Source organism: Mesorhizobium sp. CO1-1-11, assembly GCF_020164995.1.
GTDB lineage: Bacteria > Pseudomonadota > Alphaproteobacteria > Rhizobiales > Rhizobiaceae > Mesorhizobium > Mesorhizobium australicum.
In genome coordinates, this window is the sequence record NZ_JAIUHE010000003.1 from 196,662 (window position 1) to 219,007 (window position 22,346).

General features: G+C 63.7%; 17 protein-coding genes. 12 read left to right on the forward strand and 5 right to left on the reverse strand.

Annotated elements, in window-relative coordinates; all coding sequences use genetic code 11:
- Positions 1-1,083, forward strand: coding sequence for a flagellar biosynthesis protein FlhB (flhB, locus tag LB554_RS04870; protein WP_140713476.1), 1,083 nt, complete (start codon positions 1-3; stop codon positions 1,081-1,083).
- A complete protein-coding gene (locus LB554_RS04875; protein ID WP_015315925.1) occupies positions 1,080-1,514 on the forward strand; it encodes a hypothetical protein in 435 nt (144 codons plus the stop codon). Before flhB ends, LB554_RS04875 begins: the two co-directional genes overlap by 4 nt.
- A 24-nt stretch (positions 1,515-1,538) precedes the next feature.
- On the opposite strand, the gene LB554_RS04880 is transcribed toward LB554_RS04875, so the two are convergent.
- The 4 genes from LB554_RS04880 to LB554_RS04895 all read right to left on the reverse strand — a co-directional run bounded on the left by LB554_RS04880 (position 1,539) and on the right by LB554_RS04895 (position 5,256).
- On the reverse strand, positions 1,539-2,309 hold the full coding sequence (locus tag LB554_RS04880; protein WP_015315926.1) for a helix-turn-helix transcriptional regulator: 771 nt from the start codon (positions 2,307-2,309) through the stop codon (positions 1,539-1,541).
- Entirely contained in the window at positions 2,306-3,016 is a 711-nt protein-coding gene (locus LB554_RS04885; RefSeq protein ID WP_041163672.1) for a helix-turn-helix transcriptional regulator, read from the reverse strand. The genes LB554_RS04880 and LB554_RS04885 overlap by 4 nt, the downstream gene beginning before the upstream one ends.
- 470 nt (positions 3,017-3,486) lie before the next feature.
- Positions 3,487-4,518: a histone deacetylase family protein gene (locus LB554_RS04890; protein ID WP_140661823.1), complete on the reverse strand. Its 1,032-nt coding sequence runs from the start codon at positions 4,516-4,518 to the stop codon at positions 3,487-3,489.
- Positions 4,519-4,602: 84 nt separating this feature from the next.
- Complete coding sequence (locus LB554_RS04895) at positions 4,603-5,256, reverse strand: TetR/AcrR family transcriptional regulator (protein ID WP_140823150.1); 654 nt, start codon at positions 5,254-5,256, stop codon at positions 4,603-4,605.
- Positions 5,257-5,516: 260 nt separating this feature from the next.
- Here LB554_RS04895 and LB554_RS04900 point away from each other — a divergent pair, with 260 nt between their 5' ends.
- The 8 genes from LB554_RS04900 (at position 5,517) to LB554_RS04935 (ending at position 16,367) form a co-directional block, all read left to right on the forward strand.
- Positions 5,517-7,199, forward strand: coding sequence for an amidohydrolase (locus LB554_RS04900; protein ID WP_224583359.1), 1,683 nt, complete (start codon positions 5,517-5,519; stop codon positions 7,197-7,199).
- A 136-nt stretch (positions 7,200-7,335) separates the two neighbouring features.
- Positions 7,336-8,430, forward strand: coding sequence for an ABC transporter ATP-binding protein (locus LB554_RS04905; protein WP_015315931.1), 1,095 nt, complete (start codon positions 7,336-7,338; stop codon positions 8,428-8,430).
- Entirely contained in the window at positions 8,430-9,350 is a 921-nt protein-coding gene (locus LB554_RS04910; protein WP_015315932.1) for an ABC transporter permease, read from the forward strand. Before LB554_RS04905 ends, LB554_RS04910 begins: the two co-directional genes overlap by 1 nt.
- Positions 9,343-10,143: an ABC transporter permease gene (locus tag LB554_RS04915; RefSeq protein ID WP_015315933.1), complete on the forward strand. Its 801-nt coding sequence runs from the start codon at positions 9,343-9,345 to the stop codon at positions 10,141-10,143. Before LB554_RS04910 ends, LB554_RS04915 begins: the two co-directional genes overlap by 8 nt.
- 23 nt (positions 10,144-10,166) lie before the next feature.
- The gene (locus LB554_RS04920) at positions 10,167-11,201 is read left to right on the forward strand and encodes an extracellular solute-binding protein (protein WP_015315934.1); all 1,035 of its coding nucleotides are present in this window, start codon (positions 10,167-10,169) and stop codon (positions 11,199-11,201) included.
- A gap of 65 nt (positions 11,202-11,266) precedes the next feature.
- A complete protein-coding gene (locus LB554_RS04925) occupies positions 11,267-12,463 on the forward strand; it encodes a serine hydrolase domain-containing protein (protein WP_224583361.1) in 1,197 nt (398 codons plus the stop codon).
- A 32-nt stretch (positions 12,464-12,495) separates the two neighbouring features.
- Positions 12,496-13,677: a serine hydrolase domain-containing protein gene (locus tag LB554_RS04930; RefSeq protein WP_224583363.1), complete on the forward strand. Its 1,182-nt coding sequence runs from the start codon at positions 12,496-12,498 to the stop codon at positions 13,675-13,677.
- Between the two features lie 365 nt (positions 13,678-14,042).
- A complete protein-coding gene (locus LB554_RS04935; RefSeq protein WP_140875269.1) occupies positions 14,043-16,367 on the forward strand; it encodes a Tex family protein in 2,325 nt (774 codons plus the stop codon).
- Here the strand turns inward: LB554_RS04935 and LB554_RS04940 are convergent, their stop codons facing one another.
- Positions 16,368-17,279 carry a LysR family transcriptional regulator gene (locus LB554_RS04940; RefSeq protein WP_224583365.1) on the reverse strand — a complete coding sequence of 304 codons (912 nt, stop codon included), beginning with the start codon at positions 17,277-17,279 and terminating at the stop codon, positions 16,368-16,370.
- Between the two features lie 103 nt (positions 17,280-17,382).
- Here LB554_RS04940 and LB554_RS04945 point away from each other — a divergent pair, with 103 nt between their 5' ends.
- Entirely contained in the window at positions 17,383-18,576 is a 1,194-nt protein-coding gene (locus LB554_RS04945; protein ID WP_224583367.1) for an acyl-CoA dehydrogenase, read from the forward strand.
- 406 nt (positions 18,577-18,982) lie between these two features.
- Complete coding sequence (locus LB554_RS04950; RefSeq protein WP_224583369.1) at positions 18,983-22,342, forward strand: DUF2126 domain-containing protein; 3,360 nt, start codon at positions 18,983-18,985, stop codon at positions 22,340-22,342.
- Positions 22,343-22,346 lie beyond the last annotated feature (4 nt).

The following is a 22,346-nucleotide window of genomic DNA, read 5'->3' on the forward strand; positions in this document are numbered from 1 at the left end:
ATGTCCGACGCCACCGACAAGGACTCGAAAACCGAAGAGGCGACGGAAAAGAAGATCCGCGATACCATCGAACAGGGCAAGCTGCCCCATTCGAGGGAAACGGCGCTCCTCGCCTCGTTCGTCGCCATACTGGTGTTCACAGTCTTCTATGCCAAGGACGCCGTCGTCGACCTCAGCACGTTCCTGTCGATGTTCCTGGAGAAGCCCGAGGCTTGGCCGATGGACACCGAGACCGATGTCATCGCGCTTTACAAGCAGGTCTTGTTCGAAGTGGGTCGCGCCGTCGTGAGCCTGCTGGTGCTGCTGACGGTTGCCGGCATCGGCGCCTCCGTGCTGCAGAACATGCCGCAATTCGTCGGCGAGCGGATCAGGCCGCAGATGTCGCGCATATCGATCGCCAAGGGCTGGAACCGGATGTTCGGCGCCCAGGGCTGGGTCGAGTTTTTGAAATCGCTCGCAAAGGTCGGTTTCGCCATCACCGTGCTCACCTTCACGCTGTCGGAGGACCACCGCAAGCTGCTTGCCGGGATGATCACCAATCCCGTCGCTTTCGGCCTCGTCATCCGTGGCATCGCCGTCGACATACTGGTGGCGATCGTGTTCGTCATGGGACTGATCGCGGCGATCGATATCGTCTGGTCGCGCTTTCACTGGAAGCAGGACCTGCGCATGAGCAAGCAGGAGGTCAAGGACGAGTTCAAGCAGTCCGAGGGCGACCCGATCGTCAAGTCGCGGCTGCGCTCGTTGGCGCGCGACCGGGCGCGTAAGCGGATGATGACCGCAGTGCCGCGCGCGACGCTCGTTATCGCCAATCCGACCCATTTCTCGATTGCGCTGAAATATGTGCGCGACGAAGATTCGGCGCCGCTGGTCGTAGCGAAAGGGCAGGATCTGGTGGCGCTGAAAATCCGCGAAATCGCCAAGGAGCATAACATCCCGATCTTCGAGGACGTGGCGCTCGCCCGCTCCATGTACAAGCAAGTTTCGGTCGATAATGTGATCCCATCACAATTCTACCAGGCCGTCGCCGAACTGGTGCGGATCGTCTACTCGAAAAAGGCTGAGCGCAGACAGATTTCATGAACCGGCAACCGCACGCAAAATCCCGCGAGATCATCGTCGCCAGCGCCATCGAACAGGTGGTGGTGGAGCTCAGGCTGATCGACGTCGCCGACTATATCGCCTTCATCCGGCTGGAGCATTTCGCCTGCCTGTCGGATCTGGTCGATTCAGCGGCGGAGCTGTTCTTCATGCCGGGTACGCTTAGGCTCGGTCATGGCGGCGAGGCACATGTCGACTGGAGCGGCAGCCCGCGCATCGTGCTCGATCTGGAACTCAGGCCGCCCGGCGTGACCGTCTATTTCCAGCTGACGCTGAGCGAGACCGGCAGCACGGTCCTGGTCAATTACGTGTCGTTTGAAAAGCCGGGCGAAGACCCCGGGCACAACACGGCGCTGCTGGAGGCGGTGATCGAACAGGCCCGCATTCGCAAGGTCGAACCGCTGGCGTTCTAAAGCGCTTCCTTCAGCCGAGAGCGGCTACTCGATAAGCCCCAGCCGCAACGCCTTGGCGACCGCTTGGTTGCGGTTGACCGCATTGAGCTTTTGGGTCGACTGGGTGAGGTACTGGTTGGCGGTGTGCACCGACAGTTTCAGGAGCCGCGCGATCTCCTCGCTGGTGTTGCCGTTGGCGGTCAGCTTCAGGCATTCGAGCTCGCGCTTGGAGATCGAGCGCATTCTGCCGACGTCTCCCGGACGCATCCGCGCGACGGCGGCGAACAGCGAGAAGCAGCGAGCGTGAATTTCGTAGAGCGCATCCTGCGCCAGCGCGATCTCCGATCCCAGGAAGACGACAAGACCGCATTGACCGCGATCGGCATGGACGGGGAAGGCAATGCCGCTCGACCCGGGTGTCAGCGGCGCCATCTGTCCGGTCCAGGCGAGATTGCCGAACATGTCGGCCATGGCCGCCACGCCATCATCCGTCCACCAGCGCGGCTCGGTCGAAATCCGGCTATGGCGAACGATGTCCTCGCCATTGGCGCCTGAAATGAACTTGGTGGCCACCGCGACGCCTGGATAATCTGAATCAAAGCACGGGACCAGCCGCGCGCGCTCCGGCGACGGGCTGACGAAGTACAGGCCGAAGGCCGAGGCATTGATGTCGACTGAGATCCAGCGGCAGCGGCGCACCGCATCGGGAATGGTGACGGCGTGATGTGTTTCGGATCCCAGCGAGAAGGCACCGAACGGGCTGCGCTGCTCGTTGAAAAGGGCCTCCGCGGCCTCCTTGATGTCGGCGTGTTTCAAATGATGCCACTCCTGATCGCCGTGGCGATGGCCATCGCACGGTTCGAGGCCGCGAATTTCTGGATGGCGTGGGTGATGTAGCTGTTGACGGTGTTGGAGGAGACGCCAAGGATCACCGCCACCTCGTCGGTGGTCTTGCCTTCCGAGACCCAGAACAAGCATTCGCGCTCGCGGTCCGACAGCGGATCCTGCATCGCCGCAGCGGCGATCAACTGCGGGATGTGCGAAAGCGCGTAGCAGCATTTCAGCTGCGCCTTCATCAGCGCCGGCTGGTCGATCCGGCCGGCGGCGGCCGCCGAGAACAAGGCGAACAGGCGCTGACGGCCGACATTCAGCCGCAGTGAATAGACCTCGGCATGGCCGAGCACGTCGAGGAGCCGAGCTTCTTCGCCCGAGACCAGCCCGCCGGCATCCGGCGCCTGGGCCGCCACCAGCGGCGTCGGACGGATACCGGGTGCGGCGGTGAGCGGGCCTTGTGCAAGGCCGGCGATCAGCCGCTTGCCGATCAACTCGATGGCGTCGAAGATCCAGTTCGAAGACACGATACGTGCATCGTTGCGGTCCTGGTCATGGACGATGGCGACCAGCATGTAGCTGTCGGCGCCGATCTCGGCGGTCAGCTCCATGAAGAAGGAGGTGAGATCACCGCGCGACGTCAGGCGCGAGCCCAATGTGTCGGATTGAAGAGGCGCGGCGGGACTGCTCATCTGCTGCTTTTTGGTCGGAATCAATTCTGATGCCCGGCTGCTGGAGTGCCAACCGCCGAACCCGAAAACGCGTTACTTTTACGAGACACACACGAGGCGCGGGGCCGCGCCCAACCAGACGGAATCCATTCAGGGAACGCGAGACATCCGCGTCTGGCGCCGGAAAAATTCCGGAACGTGAGACTTTGGGTGGTCGCCGCGCCCCCCGAGGACCGGCTGATTCGGGTCTAATCTACCCGCAGATGAATCCGACATCAAACGCGATTTGACAAAATCGAATCCGGTGGACTCGGCTTGCGACTCAGCGGCCAATTTCTTTGCATTTCCTGGGCACGGAAATCGAGCCGCGCAGGCCGGCCATGATTTTTGCGATGGCTTACGCGGCGCCTCAGGATACAAAAAAGGGCGGCTGCCGCCACCCTTCCTTTGTCCGTCCTCCCCGCAGGCGCTGCGCTTTCTGGACGACCGCTCTACCGATCCTCGAACCCGGTCAGCACGCCGACGGCATTGATACCGATCTCCTCGACGGCATAGCCGCCTTCCTGGACGAACAGCGTCGGCAGGCCGAGCTTGGCGATGCGCTGGCCGATCTTCGGATAATCCAGGCTTTTCAGCTTGAACTGGCTGATCGGGTCCTTTTCGAAAGTGTCGACGCCGAGCGAGACGACGACGATGTCGGGAGCGTAGGCGGCGAGCCTGGCGCAGGCATCCTCCAGCGACACGTTCCAGGCATCCCAGCCGGTGCCGAAGGGCATGGGGTAGTTGATGTTGAAGCCTTCGCCGGCCCCCGCGCCACGCTCATCGGCATGGCCGAGGAAGAACGGGTACTCGACCATGGGATCACCGTGCAGGTTGAGAACCTGTACGTCGGCGCGGTCATAGAAGATCTCCTGCGTGCCGTTGCCGTGGTGATAGTCGACATCGAGGATCGAGACACGCTTGGCGCCCTGGTCGCGGAACCATTGCGCGGCGACGGCCGCGTTGTTGATGTAGCAATAGCCGCCCATGAAGCCGGCCCCGGCATGGTGGCCGGGCGGACGGCAGAGCGCGAAGGCCGACCTCTCGCCGTCCTTGACCAGGCCGGCGGCGGTCAGGGCGACGTCAAAGGACGATTTGATCGCGGCCCAGGTGCCCTCGACGAAGGTGGCGCCGCCGTCGAAGGAATAGTAGCCGAGCAGGGCGTCGATGCGCTTGGGCGGCACGTCGCCGCGCAGTCCGCGCGTCGGCCAGGTGAAGGGCATCGCCGTGCCCGCATGGCCCTCGGCGATCCATTGCGGCCAGACGGTCGGCAGGAAGTCGATGTAGTCGGCCCGGTGGACGCGCTTGGCGGCGGCGAGGTCGTGCTCGACCGGGGCAATGATCGGTCCGAGCTTCTCGCTTTCGACCCGCGCCTTGATGAACTCCGCCCGCGAGGGCTTTTCGAAGCCGGGCACGATGGCTGAGGTGATCAGTTCCATCTGCCCGGCATGACCGGCGTGAAGCGGCGAATAGACAGTCTTCATGAAATTCCTCTCGAAGTGCGAAGCTACGGCAATTCCAGGAAAAGTGTGAAACGGTTTTCCGTCTGGAATTGCATTTGAAACCGGTCAGTCAAGGTTGAGGTAGGGGCTCACCAAGGCGAGCCACATGGTTTCCACATCGTCCTCGATGAGGTCGAATGTCCTGCGGTCCTTCTTCAGCCCAACGAGCCGGCAGACGTGCCCGACCTCCATCATCAGCACGCCGAGCCGGCTGGCGATCTTGCCTTCGAGTGCGGGGTTCACATGCTGCAGCCATGCAGCATAGAGGGCGATGATCTGGTCGTCATATTCGTTCTGGATCGGCCGCAGGTCGGCATTGCCTGAAATGGCCTCGATCACCGGCATCAGGGTGGCGTTTTCGAGGTAGAGCTTGGACGTGTCGATGAACAGCTTGCGCACTTCCCGCCGAAATTCTTCGCGGTTGGTGGGCGGGGCGACCTTGATGCGCCTCGCGATCACCTCGGGAAAGGATGACAGCCAGCGCCGGGCGAGATCCAGAAGAATGGCTTCCTTGTTGGGAAAGTACTGGTAGACCGAACCGACCGACAGGCCCGCGCGCTGCGCGATGGCGAGCGTCGTCGGTGTCCTGGTTCCTTGCTCCCGCGTCAGGATCAGCGCAGCGTCGAGGATCCTGTCGACCACCTTGCTGGACCGTTGTTGCCGCGGCTGCTTGCGCGGCTCGAGCGCTATCTTGGTTTTGCGGTCGAGACTGCGCTTCACTGCTTGATGCCCTCGTTCCCTGCCTGGTCCCAACACAAGCGGGGCGTGCTGTCCACAATACATTCTAAATCCGGCATGTTGACAAACGCGAATAATCAGTCGCATTCTTTATCCACACTGTCTCTTGGGATAACAAGGGAAATTTCGAAGACAGCGTACTGGCACCATTCATTGTCCGATAGCGCCGCTCCGTGGTGTGGCGGGTCGTTGGACGCGGAGTTTTGCCCGTCTCATTCAGTCGTCAAAAGCGCGGAGTTGCGATGTCGGTCACGGATGCGGGTGATGGTGCGGATCTGATTGTCATCAACGGTCGTGTGCTGACCATGGACGGTGACAATCCCGCCGCCGAGGCCGTTGCCGTCAAGGACGGCGCCATCATCGCCATTGGCAGCCGCACCTCCATCGAAGTGCTTAAAGGACCGGACACGGAGGTGATCGACGCGCATGGCGGATCGGTGATCCCGGGTTTCATCGAAGCCCACATGCATCTGTTTTCAGGCGCGGCCGAGCTTGCCCATCTGCAACTGGCGGGCGTGCATGGGTTCGAGGCGCTGAAGAAGGCGATCCGCGACTATGCAGCGGCGCACCCCGACGCGCGGATGCTGGTCGGGCAGAGCGTCGACTACACCGTGCTCGACGACGAGCGGGTGACGCGACACCATCTCGACGCGATCCTGCCGGACCGGCCATTCGTCATGGCCGCCCCCGACCACCATACGATGTGGGCCAACACAAAGGCGCTTGAACTGGCGGGCATCCTCAAAGGACGCATGCTTGGTCCGGGCAATGAGATCGTCATGGGCGACGATGGCTTGGCAGCGGGCGAATTGCGCGAGGGCGAGGCCTTCGGCCCGGTTCTCGACCTTGCCGGCGAAGGCCGCGTGCGGCTGGGCCTGGCGACCGGCGGTGAGCCGGACCCGATGCCGTCGGCCGCCGAACGCGCCGCCGACCGCGACATCATGCGGCGCGGGCTTGCCTGGTGCGCGCGCCACGGCATCACCTCGATCCAGAACATGGACGGCAATCTCTACCAGCTCGAACTGCTGGCCGAGATCGAGGCCGAGGAAGGCCTGCCCTGCCGCGTGCAGATCCCTTTCCACTACAAGAACTTCATGACGCTCGACATGCTCGACAAGGCGTCCGTGATGGCCGAACGCTACGACAGCGAATGGCTGTCCTCGGGCATGGTCAAGGTGTTCTACGACGGCGTGCTGGACTCGTGGACGGCTGTCATGGTCGAGCCCTATGCCGATCGTCCCGACTGGGTCGGCGAGCCGCTGTTCACGCCACGGCAGTTCATCGACCTGGCGGTCGCCATCGACAGGCGCGGGCTGCAGATCGCGGTACACTCGATCGGCGACGGCGCCGTGCGTGCCGTGCTCGACGGCTACGAGGCGGCGCAAAAGGCCAACGGCAAGCGTGACAGCCGGCATCGCGTTGAACATATCGAGGTCACCACCCCATCGGATGTGCCGCGTTTTGCCGAACTCGGGGTCATCGCCTCGATGCAGCCGCCGCATCCGCCCGGCGCCATGGATTTCCCGTTGGAGCCCACCGTGTCGCGCATCGGGCAGGCCCGCTGGCCGCTGAGCTATGCCTGGCGCACCTTGAAGGACGCCGGCGCCCATGTCGTGTTCGCCTCGGATTGGCCAGTGTCGCCGATCGACCCGATCCTGGGCATTCAGGCGGCAGTGCTGCGCAAGCCATGGGCAGAAAGCGATCCCGACCAAAGCTTCTCGCTGCATGAAGCGATCGCCGCCTACACGGTCGAGGGCGCCTATGCGGAATTCGCCGAGCATCGCAAGGGCATGCTGAAATCCGGCTACATGGCGGATCTGGTGGTGCTGTCGGCCGATATCGAGAAGACGGCGCCGGCCGATCTGCACAAGGTACGGCCGGTGACGACGATCTGCGGCGGCAAGGTCACCTATCAGGCCCGATAATGGCATGAGGCTTGCTGGCTAAAGACTGACTGAACTGTGATTCAATGCCGGGCTTGCCAACCTACCGGCCATGTGGTCACATCCAACAGGGGACAAACTCCGCCAGCAAGAGCGGGGTCAACAGTGAGGCGTAATCGTGCCGGACAAACCGGATCGGAATGCGATTGAAGTAGTAAACGTCAGCAAAATTTTCGGATCGGGTGAGGGGCAGGTCGCTGCTCTCGACAAGGTTTCGGTCTCCATTCGCGAAAACGAGTTCTTCACGCTGCTGGGACCCTCAGGCTGCGGCAAGACCACCTTGCTGCGGCTGATCGCCGGCTTCGACTTTCCAACCGCCGGGGAAATCCTGCTCTACGGCCAGGACATCGCGCCCTTGCCGCCGTTCAAGCGCCCGGTCAACACCGTCTTCCAGTCCTACGCGCTGTTCCCGCATATGACGGTGGCCGACAATATCGGCTTCGGCCTGGAGATGCTGGGCAAGCCCAGGGCCGAGATCAAGGCGCGCGTCGCCGAGATGCTGAAGCTGGTCAAGATGGAAGCGCTGGCCGGCCGCCGCACAGCCCAGATTTCCGGTGGCCAGCAGCAGCGCGTGGCATTGGCCCGGGCATTGGCGCCGCAGCCGAAAGTGCTGTTGCTCGACGAACCACTCTCGGCGCTCGACTACAAGTTGCGCAAGGAGATGCAGATCGAGCTCAAGCGGCTGCAGCACGAGACCGGCATCACCTTCATCTTCGTCACTCATGACCAGGAAGAAGCGCTGACCATGTCGGACCGCGTCGCTGTGATGTCGTCGGGCAAGATCCTTCAGGTCGGTTCGCCCTGGGATATCTACGACAAGCCGGCGGATCGCTTTGTCGCCGACTTCATCGGCGAAACCAACTTCCTCACCGCCGCCATATCGGGCATCGGCAGCGGCAAGGCGCGCGCGACGCTCAAATCCGGCGCGACCATCGAGGCGACCGTTGCCGAAGGTTTTCAGCCGAAGGACAACGCCACGGTGGTGGTAAGGCCCGAGCACGCCAAGCTGACGAAGGACAAGGGCGACGTGTCGGGCACGGTCGAGAACATCGTCTATTTCGGCACCGACACGCATATCCACGTCCATCTCGACAGCGGCGAGGCCTTCACCGTGCGCCAGCAGAACACGCGCAGCGCAGGCTGCGGTTTCGAGCGTGGCGACAAGGTCGGCATCATGATCGGCAACGATGCCGCGCAAGTGCTGAGGGACTAATGGCGACCGCGGAAGAAGTCGCCAAGGCAGCGGAACGGCGCGATGTCCGTGACCGCTGGCTTCTGTCAGCGCCGGCGCTGCTGGTCATTCTGTTCGCCGCGACCGGCCCGTTGCTGATCGTGTTGGTCTATTCGCTCCTGACGCCGGGCGCATATGGCGACGTGAAATGGCAGTTCTCGGGCGATGCCTGGACGTCGGTGTTCCTGGAGCGCGACATTTTCGACGACACGCTGTCGCTGGCGGCGGCGCATGTCACCATCTTCTGGCGCTCGATCAAGCTTGCGGTTGTGACGACACTCGCCACGTTGGCGCTCGGTTTCCCGACGGCCTACTTCATGGCGACGCGCAGTGAAAAGACCAGGGATCTCTGGCTGTTCCTGATCACCATCCCGTTCTGGACCAACCTGTTGATCCGCACTTTCGCCGTGCTGCAGATCATCCGCAACGAAGGCATCGTCAACACGATCCTGCTCAAGCTCGGCATCGTCTCGGCGCCGGTCCAGATCCTCTACACCGACACGGCGATCCTGATCGGCATGGCCTATGTCTACCTGCCGCTGATGGTTCTGCCGATCTACGCCAGCATGGAGAAGCTCGATTTCCGGCTGGTCGAGGCGGGCTACGATCTTTACGCGACGCGTTTCAAGGTGCTGCGGAAGATCATTTTCCCGCTGGTCAAACCCGGCGTCATCGCCGGCTCGATCCTGGTCTTCATTCCGGCGCTCGGCGCTTATGTGACGCCGAGCGTGCTCGGCGGCGGCAAGAACATGATGCTGTCCAATTTGATCGAACTGCAGTTCGGACAGGGCCGCAACTGGCCGCTCGGCTCGGCACTGTCGATCACAGTGATGATCATCGTTATGGTGGCGCTGCTTGCCTATGTGCGCAATGCCGGGAAGTCGGGGGTGCGGCATGGCTAGCAACTTTTCCATCAAGCACCAGCCGGGTTTCACCGCGATCGCGGCGACTTGTTTCGTTATCCTCTATCTGCCCATCATCGTGCTGGTTATCTACGCCTTCAACGCGGCGAGCTCGACATCCGAATGGGGCGGCTTTTCGCTGAAATGGTTCCAGTCGGCATACCAGAACACTCAGGTCATCGACGCGACGCTGCGTTCCTTCCAGATCGGCTCCATCGCGGCGGTGCTGTCGACCGTCTTTGCCACCATGGCGGCACTCGCCACCACGCGCACGGCGTCGTATCCCGGCCTTACCTTCAAATACGCGGCGATCAACCAGCCGCTGATGGTGCCCGAGATCGTCACCGGCGTGGCGCTGCTGATCTTCTTCTCGCGCATCAAGATCTTCACCGGTTATTCCGGCATCGGCTACCTGGTCGCCGCGCATACGGCGTTCTGCATTCCGTTCGCCTATCTGCCGATCCGGGCGCGGCTGGAGAATATGGACCTGACGCTCGAGCGCGCCGCGGCCGATCTCTACGCGACGCCATGGAAGACCTTCCGCCGCATCACGCTGCCGCTTTTGTGGCCTGGTATCCTGGCCGGCCTGATGCTGGCCTTCGTCATCTCGCTCGATGACGTGGTCATCACAGAGTTCGTCAAATCGGGCGGTCAGGACACGCTGCCCACTTACATGCTCGGCCAGATCCGCCGCGGCATCACACCCGAGATCAACGCGATATCGACCGCCTTCCTGCTGCTTTCGGTCGCGATCGTCACGTTGTTTTTCTTCGTCAGCAGGAAACGAGACTGAAACCGACAATGGGAGTTAAAACCATGAACTGGAAGACAACAGCGACCGCCATGGGGTTGGCGTTGCTTGCCTCGACGGGCCTCGCGCGGGCCGAAGGCGTGCTCAACATCTACAATTGGGGAAACTACACCAGCCCCGACGTGATCAAGAAGTTCGAGGCGAAATACAACATCAAAGTGACGATCACCGACTATGACTCGAACGACACCGCTCTGGCCAAGGTTCGCCAGGGCGGCACCGGCTTCGACATCGCGGTGCCTTCGCAGACCTATGTGCCGATCTGGATCAAGGAAGGCCTCGTCCAGGAGACCGATCCCGGCAAGATGGAGAACGCCAAGAACATCGCGCCCGAATGGGCCAACCCCGACTTCGACCCAGGCCGCAAATACACTGTTCCTTGGGCCTGGGGCACGATCGGCGTCGTCGTCAATACCGACGCCTACAAGGGCCCGGCGAACACCTGGGGCATCATCTTCAACACGCCCGACGAGTTGAAGGGCAAGGTCAACGTCGTGCCCGAGATGGGCGACGTGATGTTCGCGGCGATCAAGTATGTCGGCGGTCAGCAATGCACCGACGACAAGGCGGTGCTGAAGAAGGTGCGCGACCTCCTGGTGGCAGCCAAGCCGAACTGGATCGCCATGGAATACAACACCATCGAGAAGATGGGCGCCGGCGACTTCAAGGCAACCAGCGACTGGAACGGTTCGGCCCTGCGCCAGCGGCTGGCCAACCCGGCCATCCACTTCAACTATCCGAAGGAAGGTTATGGGCTGTGGAGCGACAACGTCGTTGTGCTCAAGGAGGCCAAGAACGTCGAAAACGCCAAGCTGTTCCAGAACTTCATCATGGATCCGGAAAACGCCGCGGGTCTCTCGGCCTTCCACCGATACGCGAACGCCATCACCGGCTCGGACAAGTACATGCCAGCCGACATGAAGGACGCGCCGGAGGTGGTCATTCCGGCCGACGCCAAGCCGCTTGGCGAACTGCAGCAGATGTGCGCTCCGGAGACGCAGGAACTCTACACCAAGATCTGGACCGAACTGCAGAAGTAGTCACAGACCCAAGGGGCCCGGCGGCACTTGCCGCGGGGCCTTTTCTTTTCCGGGAATGGCCTTTCATGAGTTCCTATCGCAACAGCGATCCGCGGCCGCCTATCATGCAAGGCTCGCCGCCCGCCATGCTGCCGCCGAGGCTCGACTGGGACAGGCCGCCCTGGAACCGCTGGGCTTTCCAGCACATCCGGGAAATTCTGCCGACCGCCGAGGTCTGGCGTGGCGCTGGCCATCGCCACCGTCTCGAACGCGCCGAGGTCGATCTCGACGGGCTAGCGGTCGAGGACAGCGAGGGCAGGCCTTCGACACTCGCCGGTCTGCTCGACGAGACCTATACGGACGGCTTCCTGGTGCTCAAGGACGGCAGGATAGCCTATGAGCGCTATTTCAACGGCATGGACGAGCGCACGCTGCACCTGTCGCAGTCGATGGCCAAGTCGGTCACCGGCTCGGTGTTCGGCATATTGGCCGGGCGCGGCCTGATCGATCCGGCGAAGCCAGTGACGGACTACCTGCCGGAACTGAGCGCGACCGGGTGGGCCGGCGCCAGCGTCCAGCATGTGCTTGATATGACCACCGGCGTGCGGTTTTCGGAGGAATACACCGACCGCTATTCCGACATCGGCCAGGTCGATGTCGCCACCGGCTGGAAGCCGGTGCCACCGGGCAGCGATCCGGATTTCCGCTGGCCATCGCACATGTTCGAACTGATCCTGGGCTTGAAGGACACGGTTCGCCCGCATGGAGCCACGTTCGAATATCGCTCGATCGAGACGGACGTGCTCGCCTTCATCATGGAACGGGTGACGGGCAAGCGGCTGGCGCAACTCGTCTCGGAAGAACTTTGGCAAAAGCTCGGGGCTGACGAAAGCGCCTGCTTCACCGTCGACAGCGCCGGCTATGCGCTGGCCGATGGCGGCTTCAACGCGACGCTGCGCGACTACGCCCGCTTTGGCCAGCTGATCCTCGACAATGGCGGCGGCATCGTGCCGGCCGAGTGGATCGACGCGACGCGCACCGGCAAGCATGGTCCGGATTTCTCGGCCAGCCTGCCCCAGGGCAGCTATCGCAACCAGTTCTGGATCGAGAATCCCAGCTCGCGGGCACTGATGTGCCGTGGCGTGTTCGGACAGTTGATCCATATCGACTGGAACACAGGAATAGTCGTGGTGAAGCTGTCGACCTGGCCGGATTTCAGCAACATGGCCTATTCCAAGGCAACGCTGAAGGCCGTGCACACCATCGCCGCGGCGCTTGCCTGAGCTTCATGACCAATGGACTGGGAGGAAACGCCATGACCGGCAAGACCGCGTTCGAGACTCGATACGGATTCCGCCGCAACGAGGTGCTGCTCGGCAACTGGCGTGTGAGCCCGTTCAATCGGTGGTCGTTCCAGAATCTCGGCGAACTGGTGCCGACCGCCCGGGTGGCGGCAGCGCCCGGCGCCGCAGAAGCCCCTCCGCGAGACATGGACGGCTTGCTCGGGGAAAAGGTCACGGTCGCGACTGCACCGGAGACGGTGGCTGAATTCCTCCTGCGCTCCAGCACCGACGCCCTGACGGTGATGAAGGGCGGCGAGATCATTGGCGACTGGTTCGCGCCGCATATGGAGTTCGGCGCGCGCCACATCATCTTCTCGATCAGCAAATCGGTGACCGCGATCATCGCCGGCATACTGGAAGGCGAGGGGGTGTTCGACCCTGAAGCGCCGGTGACGGACTATATCCCCGAAGCAGCCGGCTCGGCCTATGGCGATGCAAGCGTTCGGCATGTGCTCGACATGAGCGTCAGCCTCGACTTCGAGGAGGCCTATCTCGATCCGGAAAGCGCCTTCGCCCGCTATCGCCGCGCGACGCTGTGGAATCCGGGCGGCGGCACCGAAAGCCTGCGTGAATTCATCCTTACCCTGCAGCGGCTTGCCGAGCCGCATGGCCAGACCTTCCGCTACCGCTCGCCCAATTCCGACCTGCTCGGCCTGCTGCTCGAGCGCGCCTCGGGCCAGCGCTTCACCGACCTCATGCGCGAGAAACTATGGCTGCCGCTTGGCGCCCTCAGCGAGGCCTCTGTCGCCGTCGACATGGAAGGCACGGCACGCACCGCCGGCGGCATTTCGGTGACGCCGCGTGACCTGGCGCGCCTCGGCGAGATGATGCGGCAGGGCGGCACCGCCAATGGCCGCCGCATCGTGCCCGAGGCCTGGGTGCGCGACACCACCAGCACCGGCGGCAGCTCGGAAGCTTGGCGGCGCGGTGCCATGCTGCCGCTGTTCCCGAAAGGCCGCTACCGCAACAAATGGTATCAGACCGGCTTCGAAAATGGCGCCTATTGCGGCATCGGCATCCATGGCCAGTGGCTTTATGTCGATCCCAGCACCGAAGTGGTGATCGCCAAGATGTCGTCGCAGCCGGAGCCGGTCGACGATCCGCTGGATATCGAGATCGTTGCGTTTTTCGAGGCGCTGAGCCGGATGGTCTAAGTGGGCAGTCGCGTGCGATTGGTGATGTCGGCGCTGCCCCTCATCCGCCTGCCGGCACCTTCTCCCCGTATAGTGACGGGGAGAAGGGATCTGGTCGCTACGCCGGCGCCCCTTTGCACCGTTGGCGATTGGCGAAATCGGCGATGACAGCGCCCCTCTCCCCGTCCCTATACGGGGAGAGGATGCCGGCAGGCAGGTGAGGGGCAGCGCAGACATCTCAGTATGGGCAAATTCCTGCGGTACCCAGATCCGGTGAACGCATCGCGCTTTCCTGTGGACCTCCGCCGCGTGTGAGGACGCGGTGGTTGGCGGGCCGCACGCCAACCCTTATGGTCGCCGCTCTTTTCGACGAGAGTGGGAACGGCATGGCATCCGACATCAAGCGCATCGCAGCCATCATCGCGGCCGAAATCAAGGCGCGGCCGGAACAGGCGGCCGCGGCGATCGGACTGCTTGATGAGGGTGCGACGGTGCCGTTCGTGGCACGCTACCGCAAGGAAGTGACCGGCGGGCTGGACGACACGCAATTGCGCGACCTTGCCGAGCGTCTTGTGTATCTGCGCGAACTCGACGCCCGCCGCGACACCATCCTGGGCTCGATCCGCGAGCAGGGCAAGCTGACGCAAGAGCTTGAAACCAAGATCGCGGGCGCCGCGACCAAGGCGGAGCTCGAGGACATATACCTGCCCTACAAGCCGAAGCGCCGCACCAAGGCCGAGATCGCCCGCGAGCGTGGATTGGGGCCGTTGGCCGAAGCCATTCTCAACAAACGTGCGCTGGTGCCCGCGGACGTCGCGCTCGCCTATGTCACCGGCGAGGTGGCCGATGCGAAGGCGGCGCTCGAGGGCGCGCGCGACATCCTGTCGGAGCAATTCGCCGAAAACGCCGATCTGGTCGGCAAGCTGCGCAGCTACATGAAGGAGCGCGCCTTCCTGCGCGCCAGGGTGGTCGACGGCAAGCAGGAGGCCGGCGCGAAATTCTCCGACTATTTCGACCATGTCGAACGTTGGGCGACCGTGCCAAGCCACCGCGCGCTCGCCATGCTGCGCGGCCGCAACGAGGAGGTGCTGTCGCTCGACATCGAGGTGGATGCCGATGACGGCTCGCCGGTGAAGCCGGTCGAGCGGATGATCGCCAACGCCTACGCCATCGGTGCCAGCCTGCCCGGCGACCGCTGGCTGATGGAAGTGGCAGGCTGGACCTGGCGCATCAAACTGTCGCTGCACCTGACGCTCGACCTGATGCGCGACCTGCGCGAGCGGGCCGAGGAAGAAGCGATCCATGTCTTTGCCCGTAACCTCAAGGATTTGCTGCTGGCGGCTCCCGCCGGCTCGCGGCCGACGATGGGGCTCGATCCCGGCATCCGCACCGGCGTCAAGGTGGCGGTGGTCGATGGCACCGGCAAGCTGCTGGCGACGACGACGGTCTATCCGTTTCCGCCGAGGAACGATGTGCGTGGCACGCAGGCCGAACTTGCGGCGCTTATCCGCCAGCACAAGGTCGAGCTGATCTCGATCGGCAACGGCACCGGCAGCCGCGAGACGGAGAAGCTGGTCGCCGACATGCTGTCCGACATGCCTTCGGCCGGCGGCCCGAAGCCGCTCAAGGTGATCGTCAGCGAGGCGGGAGCGTCGGTCTATTCGGCCTCGGCGACGGCTGCCGCCGAGTTCCCCGGCCTCGACGTGTCGCTGCGCGGCGCGGTGTCGATCGCGCGACGGCTGCAGGATCCGCTGGCCGAACTGGTCAAGATCGAGCCGAAATCCATCGGCGTCGGCCAGTATCAGCACGATGTCGACCAGTACCGGCTCGGCCGCTCGCTGGAAGCGGTGGTGGAGGACGCCGTCAACGCGGTCGGCGTCGACCTCAACACCGCCTCGGCGCCGTTGCTGGCGCGGGTTTCAGGCCTCGGCGCGTCGCTCGCCGATGCAATCGTCGCGCATCGCGATGCGACCGGCCCGTTCGCCAGCCGCAAGGACCTGCTGAAGGTGGCACGGCTTGGACCGCGCGCGTTCGAGCAGTCCGCCGGCTTCCTGCGCATCGCCAATGGCAGCGAACCGCTCGATGCCTCGTCGGTGCATCCGGAGGCCTATGGCGTGGCCAAGAAGATCGTCGCCGCCTGCGGCCGCGACGTGCGTTCGCTTTTGGGCGACAGTGCCGCGCTCAAGGCGCTCGACCCGCGCGTCTTCGTCGACGAGCGGTTCGGCTTGCCGACGGTGCGCGACATTCTGGCGGAGCTGGAGAAGCCCGGCCGCGATCCGCGTCCCGGCTTCAAGACGGCGACCTTCGCCGATGGCATCGACGAGATCAAGGATTTGAAGCCCGGCATGCTGCTGGAAGGGACCGTCACCAATGTCGCCGCTTTCGGCGCCTTCGTCGATATAGGCGTGCACCAGGACGGGCTGGTGCATGTCTCGCAGCTCGCCGACCGCTTCATCAAGGACGCGCATGAGGTGGTCAAGGCCGGCGACGTGGTCAAGGTGCGCGTCGTCGATGTCGACATCAAGCGCAAGCGTATCGCGCTCTCCATGCGTAAGGATGCCGGCGAGGGGGGTGCATCGAAGGGCGGGCCGCGCGACAATGGTGGCGGCAGGCCGGCGCCACGCGGGCCTACGCCGCAACGCCAGCCGGAGCGGCCGGCACAGCAAGGTGCGTTCGGCGCCGCGCTGGCGGACGCGCTGAAGCGAAAGTAGCTACCACGCCAGAACAGCCGGCTCCTTCTCAAGCTGGCCGAGCAGCCAGTCCCGGAAACTGGCAACCGGCGGATAGCCGCGCTTGTCGTGGGGGACGACGAGGTAATAGGCATTGCGGCTTTGCATCGGTTGGCCTGGCGCGGGCACAAGTTGGCCGCGCTGCAGTTCGCCCTCGATGAGGATCTGCGGCAAGAGCGCCACGCCGAGGCCCGCCATGCAAGCCTGGGCGGCGGTGGCGAACTGCTCGAATTGCATGCCAGGCCCGGTCGGCGCGCTCAGGCCCTGATGCTCAAACCATTCGCTCCAGGCGCCGGGACGCGTCGTCATGTGCAGCAGCGGCAAGCGGCCGATGTCGGCCGGCGTGGCGATGGCGCGGCCGGCGAGGAAGTCGGGCGACACCACCGGCGCCACCGTCTCGCGCACCAGAAGCGTCGAGTCGGCGTCCGGCCAGTCCGGGAGGCCATAGTGGATGGCGGCATCCAACCGTTCGCGTGCGAAGTCGAAGCGCCCGACGCGGGTGACGAAGTTGATGGTGATGTCGGGATTGTTCTCGACGAAATCGGGCATCATCGGCATCAGCCAACGCGTGCCGAAAGTCGGCAGAATGGCAAGATTCAAGATCCCACTATGCCGATTGCTCATCAATCCAAGGGCTGCATCACGCAACTGGCCAAGCGCCGAGCGTACCGCTTCGGCGTAGATTTCACCCGCCGTGGAGAGCCTTACATTGCGGCTGTCGCGTTCAAACAGCTGCCGGCCGAACTGATCTTCCAAAAGCCTGACCTGGCGGCTGACCGCGCCCTGGGTCAGGTCCAATTCCTGGGCGGCGGCGGTGAAGGAGCCAAGCCGCGCCACGGCCTCGAAGGCGGCAAGGGCGCTGATGTTGGGCAAAAGGCGGCGCTGGACACTCATGATCCATTCCTAGCGCTCATTGATCCGTGAAGCAATTTCGTTTGATTTTTTCAGGCCACGAGCCGATAAGCCGGGCTTCACCTGTTTCAAGGACCGAGAAGCCATGGCCGACAAGAATGCATTCGTGTGGGAAGACCCGTTCCTGATCGAGGACCAGCTTTCGGAAGACGAGCGCATGGTGCGCGATGGCGCTGCCGCCTTTGCCGCCGACAAGCTCGCGCCGCGTATCGAGGAAGCCTATCTCAACGAGACCTTCGACACGGCTATCTTCCGCGAGATGGGCGAGGCCGGCCTGCTCGGCATCAACATTCCGGAGGAGTTCGGTGGCCTCGCTGCCAGCTATGTCACCTACGGGCTGGTGGCGCGGGAAGTCGAACGCGTCGATTCCGGCTATCGCTCGATGATGTCGGTGCAGTCGTCGCTGGTGATGTACCCGATCCATGCCTATGGTTCGGACGAACAGCGCAGGAAGTACCTGCCCAAGCTCGCCAGCGGCGAATGGATCGGCTGCTTCGGTCTGACCGAGCCGGATGCCGGTTCCGATCCCGGCGGCATGAAGACCCGCGCCGAAAAGACCGCCAGCGGCTACAAGCTCTCCGGCTCCAAGATGTGGATTTCCAACGCGCCGGTCGCCGACGTGTTCGTCGTATGGGCCAAGTTGAAGGGCGAGAACGGCAAGGACGAGATCCGCGGTTTCGTGCTGGAGAAAGGCATCAAGGGGCTATCGGCGCCGAAGATCGGCGGCAAGCTGTCGCTGCGCGCTTCGATCACCGGCGAAGTGGTGATGGAAGGCGTCGAGGTCGGCGAGGACGCGCTGCTGCCCAACGCCAAGGGCCTCGGTGGACCCTTCGGCTGCCTCAACCGGGCCCGCTACGGCATCTCATGGGGCTCGATGGGCGCGGCGGAAGATTGCTGGCATCGCGCTCGCCAATATGGGCTTGACCGCAAGCAGTTCGGCAAGCCGCTGGCCGGCACGCAGCTCTACCAGAAGAAGCTCGCCGACATGCAGACCGAGATCGCTCTGGGGCTACAGGCCTCCTTGCGCGTCGGGCGCCTGCTCGATGAAGGCAAGATGGCGCCGGAAATGATCTCGATCGTCAAGCGCAACAATTGCGGCAAGGCGCTCGACATCGCCCGCCAGGCCCGCGACATGCATGGCGGCAACGGGATCCAGATCGGCTATCACGTCATGCGCCACGCGCAGAACCTGGAAACCGTCAACACCTACGAAGGCACCCATGACGTGCACGCGCTGATCCTGGGACGGGCGCAAACGGGGATACAGGCCTTCTTTTGATCCTCGGCTTCGTCATCCTAGGGCGGAGCAGTCGCGAAGCGACGTCGCGGAGACCCTAGGATCCATGCCGCGACACGGAAGCGCTGCTGCGCTGAAGGATGTGTGCACGGCCGAATCGCAACAGGATGACCTCATTCTGCGCCGCTGGTATTCTTCGATCAATGTAACGGCATGGATCCTAGGGTCTGCGCCGCGTCGTTTCGCTCCTTGCTTCGCCCTAGGATGACGAAGGGAGAGGCGCTTCCACCAATCATCAGTGCTGGAGACGGTAGCGAGCAACCAGTCGAACCAGATGATATTGTCCGTTCGATAGCTGTTTAATTTAGGTGCACCGCAACATCCGCTTGGAGAATGGCGGCCAGGTGTGTCAGGGTTCGGCTGATGAAACGCCGATCTCCGGGGCCCCATGGCAATTCTGGCAGCCGTCTACCACCTGACCCACTATAAATACGACCGGCCGGTGGTTCTCGGGCCCCAAATCATCAGGCTGCAGCCGGCACCGCATTCCCGCACCAAGGTGTTGAGCCATTCGCTCAAGGTCGAGCCGGCGAACCACTTCGTCAATCTGCAGCAGGATCCTTACGGCAACTTCCTCGCCCGTTTCGTCTTTCCGGAGCCGGTGACGGAGCTGAAGATCGAGGTCGACCTCGTCGCCGACATGACCGTCTACAATCCGTTCGACTTCTTCGTCGAACCGTCGGCCGAGGCGTTCCCGTTCGACTATCCCGAGGAGATCCGTGACGACCTCGCCATCTACCGGATGCCGGAGCGGGCCGGGCCGCTGCTCCAGGCGTTTCTGAAAACCGTCGACCGCAGCGCGCCCAACACGGTCAATTTCCTCGTCGATCTCAATGCCCGCCTGCAGCGCGAGATCGCCTATATCGTGCGCATGGAAACCGGCGTCTTCTCACCGGAGGAAACGCTGGCAGCGGCCAAGGGCTCCTGCCGCGATTCAAGCTGGCTCCTGGTGCAGATCCTGCGCAATCTCGGCATCGCCGCGCGCTTCGTCTCGGGCTATCTGATCCAGCTCAAGCCCGACCTTGTCGCGCTGGATGGGCCGGCCGGGACAGCGGTCGATTTCACCGACCTGCATGCCTGGTGCGAGGTCTATCTTCCTGGCGCCGGCTGGATCGGCTTCGATCCGACCTCGGGCCTGCTCACCGGCGAGAGCCATGTGCCACTGGCAGCGACGCCGCATTTCCGCAATGCCGCGCCTATTTCCGGCATGGCGAGCTTTGCCAATGTTGAGTTCGGTTTCGAGATGCGGGTCGACCGCATCGCCGAGCATCCGCGCATCACCAAGCCGTTCTCGGACGAGAGCTGGCAGGCGCTCGACGCGCTCGGCAACGAGGTCGATGCCGCGCTCGCGGCCGGGGATGTGCGGCTGACCATGGGCGGCGAGCCGACCTTCGTGTCGATCGACGATTTCGAGGCCGCCGAATGGAACACCGCCGCCGTTGGGCCAACCAAGCGCGGGAAGGCCGATGCGCTGATCCGCAGGCTGCGCGAGCGTTTCGCGCCCGGCGGCTTTCTCCACTACGGCCAAGGCAAATGGTATCCCGGTGAAAGCCTGCCACGCTGGACGTTTTCGCTCTTTTGGCGCGCCGACGGCGAGCCGGTGTGGAGCGACCCGTCGCTGATCGCGCGGGAAGATAGTTCGGCTGATATCGGGCCGAAACAAGCCGAAAGCCTGCTGACGGCGATCGCCGGCGAACTCGGCATCGACACGTCCATGGTCAGCGAAGCCTATGAGGATCCGGCCGAATGGCTGCTCAAGGAAGGCAAGCTGCCCGACAATGTCGACCCGTCGAATTCGAAACTCGAAGATCCGGAGGAACGCAGCCGCATGGCGCGTGTCTTCGAACGCGGGCTGACCAAGCCGTCCGGCTATGTGCTGCCGGTGCAACGCTGGAACAGCCAGGCCTCCGATCCGCGCTGGCGCTCGGAGAAATGGAAGACGCGGCGCGGCCGGCTGTTCCTGGTCCCGGGCGATTCCCCGGTCGGCTATCGTCTCCCACTGGGCACGCTGCCCTATGTGCCGCCGGCGCAATTCCCCTACATCGTGCCCGTCGATCCGTCGCTGCCGCGTGGCCCTTTGCCCGTGCGCGAAGCGATCTTGCCAGCGGCCGCTCCTGCGGAACTCGAAGGCGCCGACGAAATGGCCCGTCGCCAGCAGGCAGCCTCGTTCACGGTGACGACCGGCCAGCAGGAGCGCGTCGAGCAGGAGATCACCGAGATCGGCGGCGCGGTGCGCACGGCACTTTCGGTCGAACCGCGTGACGGCAGGCTGTGCGTGTTCATGCCGCCGGTCGAGGCGCTCGAGGATTACCTCGAGCTCGTCGCCGCGGCCGAGAACGCGGCAAAGGCAATTGGCCTTCCCGTGCACATCGAGGGCTACGGTCCGCCGCATGACCCGCGCCTCAACGTTATCCGCGTGGCACCCGATCCCGGCGTCATCGAGGTCAACATCCACCCAGCCTCCAACTGGCAGGACTGCGTGGCGACAACGACGGCGATCTACGACGAGGCGCGGCAGACGCGGCTCGGCGCCGACAAGTTCATGATCGACGGCCGCCACACCGGTACCGGAGGCGGCAACCATGTCGTGGTCGGTGGCGCCACGCCCAATGACAGCCCGTTCCTGCGCCGGCCCGACCTGCTGAAGAGCCTGGTGCTGCAATGGCAGCGGCATCCCTCGCTGTCCTATCTGTTCTCCGGCCTGTTCATCGGCCCGACCAGCCAGGCGCCGCGCTTCGACGAGGCGCGCCACGACTCTCTTTATGAGCTTGAAATCGCGATGGCGCAGGTGCCGCATCCCGACCAGGGTGCCGCACCCTTGCCGTGGCTGGTCGACCGGTTGTTCCGCAACCTGTTGACCGACGTCACCGGCAATACGCATCGCTCGGAAATCTGCATCGACAAGCTGTTTTCCCCGGATGGTCCGACTGGCCGGCTTGGCCTTGTCGAATTCCGCGGATTCGAGATGCCGCCCAATGCGCGCATGTCTCTGGCGCAGCAATTGCTGGTGCGGGCCATCATCGCCCGCGCGTGGAAGAACCCGCTCGACGGGCGCTTCGCGCGCTGGGGCACCTCGCTGCATGATCGCTTCATGCTGCCGCACCATGTCTGGGCGGACTTTCTCGACGTGCTCGACGACCTCAAGCTCAATGGTTTCGACTTCCGGCCCGAATGGTTCGATGCCCAGCTCGAATTCCGCTTTCCCTTCTGCGGCGAGGTGCAGCATGCCGGCATCAAGCTGGAGCTCAGGCAAGCGCTGGAACCATGGCATGTGATGGGCGAGCAGGGCGCGATCGGCGGCACCGTGCGCTTCGTCGATTCATCGGTCGAACGGCTGCAGGTCAGGACCGAAGGCCTCAACCCGGAGCGTCATGCGATCGTCTGCAACGGCCGCATCGTGCCGATGAGGATTACCGACAACAGAGAGGTCGCGGTGGCCGGCGTGCGCTTCAAGGCCTGGCAGCCGGCCTCGGGCCTGCATCCGGCGCTGCCGGTCAACACGCCGCTGGTGTTCGACATCTATGACCGCTGGTCCGGCCGGGCAATCGGCGGCTGCGTCTACCATGTCGCGCATCCCGGCGGGCGCAGCTACGACACTTTCCCCGTCAACGGCAACGAGGCGGAGGCACGACGGCTCGCCCGCTTCGAACCGCGCGGCCGCACACCCTCGGGCTATGTGTTGCGCGAGGAACAGCCGGCGGAAGATTTCCCGATGACCCTTGACCTCAGGCGTCCACCAAGACTGTGATCTG

Excerpts from the sequence above, each read along its gene's own strand:
- LB554_RS04915 (WP_015315933.1), top strand. The coding sequence starts at position 9,343 with ATGGCTAGCAACTTTTCCATCAAGCACCAGCCGGGTTTCACCGCGATC.
- LB554_RS04925 (WP_224583361.1), top strand. The coding sequence starts at position 11,267 with ATGAGTTCCTATCGCAACAGCGATCCGCGGCCGCCTATCATGCAAGGC.
- LB554_RS04945 (WP_224583367.1), top strand. The coding sequence starts at position 17,383 with ATGGCCGACAAGAATGCATTCGTGTGGGAAGACCCGTTCCTGATCGAG.
- LB554_RS04890 (WP_140661823.1), bottom strand. The coding sequence starts at position 4,518 with ATGAAGACTGTCTATTCGCCGCTTCACGCCGGTCATGCCGGGCAGATG.
- LB554_RS04885 (WP_041163672.1), bottom strand. The coding sequence starts at position 3,016 with ATGAGCAGTCCCGCCGCGCCTCTTCAATCCGACACATTGGGCTCGCGC.
- LB554_RS04950 (WP_224583369.1), top strand. The coding sequence starts at position 18,983 with ATGGCAATTCTGGCAGCCGTCTACCACCTGACCCACTATAAATACGAC.
- flhB (WP_140713476.1), top strand. The coding sequence starts at position 1 with ATGTCCGACGCCACCGACAAGGACTCGAAAACCGAAGAGGCGACGGAA.
- LB554_RS04920 (WP_015315934.1), top strand. The coding sequence starts at position 10,167 with ATGAACTGGAAGACAACAGCGACCGCCATGGGGTTGGCGTTGCTTGCC.
- LB554_RS04910 (WP_015315932.1), top strand. The coding sequence starts at position 8,430 with ATGGCGACCGCGGAAGAAGTCGCCAAGGCAGCGGAACGGCGCGATGTC.
- LB554_RS04935 (WP_140875269.1), top strand. The coding sequence starts at position 14,043 with ATGGCATCCGACATCAAGCGCATCGCAGCCATCATCGCGGCCGAAATC.
- LB554_RS04900 (WP_224583359.1), top strand. The coding sequence starts at position 5,517 with ATGTCGGTCACGGATGCGGGTGATGGTGCGGATCTGATTGTCATCAAC.
- LB554_RS04875 (WP_015315925.1), top strand. The coding sequence starts at position 1,080 with ATGAACCGGCAACCGCACGCAAAATCCCGCGAGATCATCGTCGCCAGC.
- LB554_RS04940 (WP_224583365.1), bottom strand. The coding sequence starts at position 17,279 with ATGAGTGTCCAGCGCCGCCTTTTGCCCAACATCAGCGCCCTTGCCGCC.
- LB554_RS04930 (WP_224583363.1), top strand. The coding sequence starts at position 12,496 with ATGACCGGCAAGACCGCGTTCGAGACTCGATACGGATTCCGCCGCAAC.